General features: G+C 43.6%; 6 protein-coding genes. 5 read left to right on the forward strand and 1 reads right to left on the reverse strand.

From position 1 onward, the window contains the following. Positions 1-325, reverse strand: a 325-nt coding sequence (locus tag AC1DSB_RS13575) for an AIM24 family protein (protein WP_477586894.1), incomplete at its 3' end; no start/stop codon positions are given. Between the two features lie 176 nt (positions 326-501). On the opposite strand from AC1DSB_RS13575, the gene AC1DSB_RS13580 reads away from it, so the two are divergent. From AC1DSB_RS13580 to AC1DSB_RS13600, 5 genes are all read left to right on the forward strand, one after another. Then, complete coding sequence (locus AC1DSB_RS13580; protein ID WP_477586895.1) at positions 502-1,977, forward strand: aldehyde dehydrogenase family protein; 1,476 nt, start codon at positions 502-504, stop codon at positions 1,975-1,977. Between the two features lie 72 nt (positions 1,978-2,049). Beyond that, a complete protein-coding gene (locus AC1DSB_RS13585) occupies positions 2,050-3,222 on the forward strand; it encodes a saccharopine dehydrogenase family protein (protein ID WP_477530799.1) in 1,173 nt (390 codons plus the stop codon). A 15-nt stretch (positions 3,223-3,237) separates the two neighbouring features. After that, on the forward strand, positions 3,238-4,437 hold the full coding sequence (locus AC1DSB_RS13590; protein WP_342542234.1) for an acyl-CoA dehydrogenase family protein: 1,200 nt from the start codon (positions 3,238-3,240) through the stop codon (positions 4,435-4,437). Positions 4,438-4,483: 46 nt separating this feature from the next. Further along, positions 4,484-4,615, forward strand: coding sequence for an RAxF-45 family protein (locus AC1DSB_RS13595; RefSeq protein ID WP_016428383.1), 132 nt, complete (start codon positions 4,484-4,486; stop codon positions 4,613-4,615). Between the two features lie 246 nt (positions 4,616-4,861). Continuing rightward, the coding region (locus AC1DSB_RS13600; RefSeq protein WP_477586896.1) for an ATP-binding cassette domain-containing protein at positions 4,862-5,468 on the forward strand (607 nt) is incomplete at its 3' end.

Genomic DNA, 5,468 nt, shown 5'->3' on the forward strand with positions numbered 1-5,468 from the left:
CCATTTCACTCAAATCCATTGGAATGATTTTTCCTGGATATGGGGAAGCGAAATACACATGTTTTTTGCCAGATCCGTTATTAGTGAATGTCGTCATGAATAAACTTTCTCCTGTAAGCATACGCTTACCGGCACCCATCAGTTTGCCYATGATTCCTCCTCCTGAAGAAGAGCCATCTCCGAAAATAGTTTCCATAGAGATGCCGTCTTCCATCATCATTAAGCTGCCTGCTTCTGCAACAACCGTTTCTTTTGGATCGAGTTCTACTTCCACAAACTGCATATCGTCACCGTGTAATTTGTAATCAATTTCGTGGTTGTTCATGCGTCACATTCCTCCAGTAATTTAATCTACTCATTCATACGCTTCTCGCAACAAAAAGTTTCATCAAACGTCACTATTTATAAATAATCCGTTTTTTCAAAAAATTGAAAGGTTTAAACGACCATGTGTCGAATAAGTAAAGTGAAAGCGTTCTCAAATCGAAAGGGGTAAGGTACATGCAATTGAACAATTACATCGGTGGAAAGTGGCAGGAAGCTGGAGATGCAAAGTACGTTCCTGTGACTAACCCTGCTAATGGAGAAGAGTTAGCGCAAGTGCGATTATCAACTAAAGAAGATGTGAATTCAGCTGTCTTGGCAGCAAAGGAAGCGCAGAAAAAATGGGCGCTGGTCCCTGCACCGAAGCGGGCAGATTATTTATATGAAATTGGGCGTATTATGAAAGAAAAGAAAGAGCATCTTGCACAAGTGTTGACGAAAGAAATGGGAAAAGTCATTGAAGAAGGTCGCGGAGAAGTACAGGAAGGAATCGATATGGCATTCTACATGGCAGGTGAAGGCCGCCGTTTGTTCGGCGAAACGACGCCATCGGAACTGGCTGATAAGTTTGCGATGAGCGTACGTGCTCCGATCGGTGTGGTTGGGCTCATTACGCCTTGGAACTTCCCGGTTGCGATTGCCACGTGGAAATCATTCCCTGCGATTGTTGCTGGCAATACGTTTTTATGGAAGCCAGCAACGGAAACACCGATGATGGCTTATGAAATGGCGAAAGTGTTTGAAGAAGCAGGACTACCAGCAGGCGTTGCGAACATTGTATTCGGATCAGGGGCAGATGTTGGAACTGCGATGATCGAACATCCGGACGTGAAAGTCATTTCATTTACTGGGTCGACTGAGACAGGTCGTTCGGTTGCTGAACGTGGCGGTCGTCATTTGAAAAAAGTATCACTTGAAATGGGTGGTAAAAATGCCGTCATCGTAATGGACGACGCAGATCTTGGATTGGCGGTTGAAGGGATTTTGTGGAGTGCTTTCGGAACAGCGGGTCAGCGTTGTACAGCATGCAGTCGCGTCATTGTGCATAAAGATGTGAAAGAAGAACTTGAAATGCGGCTTCAGGAAGCGATGAAAGGTTTGGCTATCGGTGACGGTATGGACGAATCCGTAAAAATCGGCCCAGTCATTAACAAAAAAGCACTGGAAAAAATCCATAATTACGTCCAAATCGGAAAAGAAGACGGTGCTACATTGCTAGCGGGTGGAGAGATTCTATCTGATGGCGATTTGGCAAACGGAAACTACTATGCTCCGACTCTATTCACAAACGTTGCGAGAGATAGTCGCATTGCACAGGAAGAAATCTTTGGCCCGGTTGTTTCACTGATTGAGGTTTCGAGTTTAGACGAAGCAATCGAAGTGAATAACAGCGTGTCATTCGGTTTATCCAGTAGTATTTTCTCGCGTGACGTCAACACTGTTTTCAAGGCACAGCGTGATCTGGATACAGGGATTGTGTATGTAWATGCCGGCACTACTGGTGCTGAAATTCATTTGCCCTTCGGCGGGACAAAAGGGACGGGTAACGGACACCGTGACTCCGGCGTGGCAGCACTTGACGTTTATACAGAATGGAAGAGCATTTATGTCGACTTCAGCGGTAAGTTACAACGAGCTCAAATTGATAATTAAGTAGTTTTGAATGAAAGACTGTCAGCATCACATATACATGCAAAGAAAACGTTTTACAAAGGGGATGTAAGAATGAAGGTTGTTGTATTAGGTGCAGGATTAATGGGGAAAGAAGCAGCGCGTGATTTAGTCAAAAGCGAAAACGTCGAAAAAGTGTTTTTAGCAGACGTGCAAGTGGAGCAAGTGCAGGCTTTTAAGGAGAAAATTCAATCTGATAAAATAGAAGCAGTTCGGTTAGATGCCAATGATGATGCGCAATTGAAAGAAGTCATGAGCAAAGGCGACGTTGTCATTAACGCATTATTTTATTCATTCAACGAAAAAGTAGCACGTACAGCAGTTGAAGTGGGCGTTCATTCAGTGGATCTAGGAGGTCACATTGGAGGAGCGACGGATGCGGTGTTAAGTTTGGCTGCTGAAGCACAAGCGAAAGGCATTACTCTCATTCCAGACTTAGGGGTAGCTCCAGGAATGATAAATATTTTATCTGGATATGGTGCAAGCAAGTTAGATGAGGTCAAATCGATCAAACTGTTTGTAGGTGGGATTCCAGTTGAACCGGAAGGTCCATTGAAATACAACATCGTCTTTTCATTGGACGGGGTGATGGACCATTATACGGACACATCACACGTTGTCCGAAATGGTGAATTGATCGAAGTGCCATCCCTTTCCGAAATCGAGCCGATTCATTTTGATGAATTCGGTGAACTGGAAGCTTTCCATACATCAGGTGGAACTTCTACATTGACAAAAACGTTTCCGAACGTGGAAACACTCGAATATAAAACAATACGTTACCCAGGCCACGCAGAAAAATTTAAAGTATTGGTGGATCTAGGCTTAACAAATAAAGCGACAAAAGTTGAAGTGGATGGAAAAACAATTAGTACGCGTGAAGTGCTGAAAGCCGCTTTGACGCCTGGTTTATTACTTGGTGATAAACAAGATGCCGTACTGTTACGTGTAATTGTGTCCGGTGACAAAGATGGGGAACTGGTTAAATATGAATACGAACTCGTGACGAAGAAAGATATGACGGATCAAGTAACTGCAATGGCGCGTGCAACTGCAAACACGATTTCAATTGTTGCACAGATGATCGGCAATGGGGAAATCACAAAACGAGGCGTATACGCACCTGAACAAATTGTGCCTGGCGATACCTACATTAATGAAATGAAAAAACGAGGCGTACAAATTCAAGAATCCATACAACAATCAACTACGGTTGGTAACGGATAACAGGAGGCACTCATCATGAACTTCGATTTTTCGGAAGAACAACAATTACTTCGTAAAACGGTCCGCCAATATGTGGATGCAGAAATTATTCCCCATATGGCTGAATGGGATGCAACGGGTGGATTTGATCAAAAAGTATGGAAAAGATTAGCGGAACTAGGTTTCATGGGTGTTTGTGTCCCTGAAGCATACGGTGGGAGTGGCATGGACTACAATTCACTTGCAATCGTTTGTGAAGAATTAGAACGGGGAGATACAGCGTTTCGAACAGCTGTCTCCGTGCATATCGGATTGAACTCCATGACGTTAATGCAGTGGGGTACCGAGGAACAAAAGCAAAAGTATTTGGTACCGCAAGCGAAAGGTGAAAAAATCGGTGCTTTCGGTCTTACGGAACCGGGCGCTGGTTCGGACGTAGCCGCAATGGCAACAACAGCGACTCGCGACGGGGAAGATTACGTTTTAAAAGGTCAAAAAACTTGGATTTCCCTTTGTGATAAAGCGGACCATTTCATCGTTTTTGCATATACTGATAAATCGAAGAAACACCACGGGATCAGTGCGTTTATTGTGGAACGTACGATGGAAGGCTTCAGTTCGAAAGCGATTAAAGGGAAGTATGGCATTCGTGCAGGAAATACGGGGGAAATTTTCTTTGATGATATTCGAGTCCCGGCTACAAACCGTTTAGGGGAAGAAGGCGAAGGGTTTAAAATTGCCATGTCGGCTTTGGATAACGGAAGATTTACTGTTGCCGCAGGCGCTGCAGGTTTAATCATGGCGTGTATTGAAGCAAGTGTGAAATATTGTAACGAGCGCGAAACGTTCGGCAAGCCAATTGGTAAACACCAATTGGTACAGCAAATGGTTGCGAAAATGGAAGCAGGCCTTCAAATGAGCCGTCTCCTTGTCTACCGTGTTGGTGAACTGAAAAATAAAGGCGTGCGTAATACGCGCGAGACCTCATTAGCGAAATGGCAAGCATGTGATTTTGCGAACCAAGCAGCAGATGACGCTGTGCAAATTCACGGTGCGTATGGCTATTCGGATGAATATCCAGTCGCAAGATACTTGCGCAACTCAAAAGCACCTGTTATTTACGAAGGAACGCGCGAGATCCATACAATTATGCAAGCGGAATATGTACTTGGGTATCGTGAAGATAAAAAATTATCGAACATGCTGCCAAAATGGCCATTTGAAATCGATAAATAAATATGATAGAATATTCTCAACTTGAATGAACGGAGGTGAAGAAAGAATGAAGAACGCTGTGAATGCACGTGGTTTCATATTGGAATTTTTATCCACATCATGTGCGATTACTCATGAAATTTCTAATAACGGGACAGGTCTGTCCAATTTTAGAAAATTACATGCACATCACAGCTGACAAGACATTCTTTCTTCTCCATATGGAAAAGCGCAAAGCGCCACTCTAGCCCAACACCGGCGCTGTTCGGTTGAAAGGCAATWGCCTTTCTGACCCCTTTTAAGGGGCACGCGGGCTGGCGCTTGGAGCCAGACATCGAGAAAAGACTGCTTGCTTTTCAGGCAGTCTTTTTTTGTACGCAAAAATAAATCTACTGCAAATGAAGAATGGATTGCTTCCAGCTGAATTCGAAAGGAAGCGGAAAATATGATATGTACAATACAGGAAATCAGTAAAATGCTAGGTGGAAACATCATTTTTGAGGACTTATCACTGGCAATCAAAACAGGTGATAAATTAGCTGTTGTAGGACGTAATGGTACAGGGAAAACTACATTATTTAAATTGTTAGCTGGTGTAGAAAGTCCTGATTCGGGAAGCATTCATTTCAAAAAAGGAAATCGGATTGGCTACTTGGCCCAGATTCCTTCCTACTCAGAGGAAGTGACGGGGCTCGATGTTCTGACAATGGCCTTTGAAGAACTGCTCAAGATGCAAACGCAAATGACGGACCTTGAAATGAAAATGGCCAGCGCAACGTCTGAAGAAATGGAACGATTGCTTCGTCAATATGGAAATATCCAGGAACAATTCACGTTGCGTGACGGATATTCATATGAATCGGAAATTGATAAGGTCATACAGGGTCTGCAATTAGAAAGTTTTGTTAATCGGTCATTCCCATCGTTGAGTGGGGGGGAACAAACAAAAATCATGCTCGGTCAATTGCTTCTGACGAAACCAGATTTATTGTTACTCGATGAACCGACGAACCATTTGGATTTGTTTGCCGTGGAATGGCTTGAACAGTATT

The sequence above is a fragment of the Paenisporosarcina sp. P4_E4_2 genome (assembly GCF_056401595.1).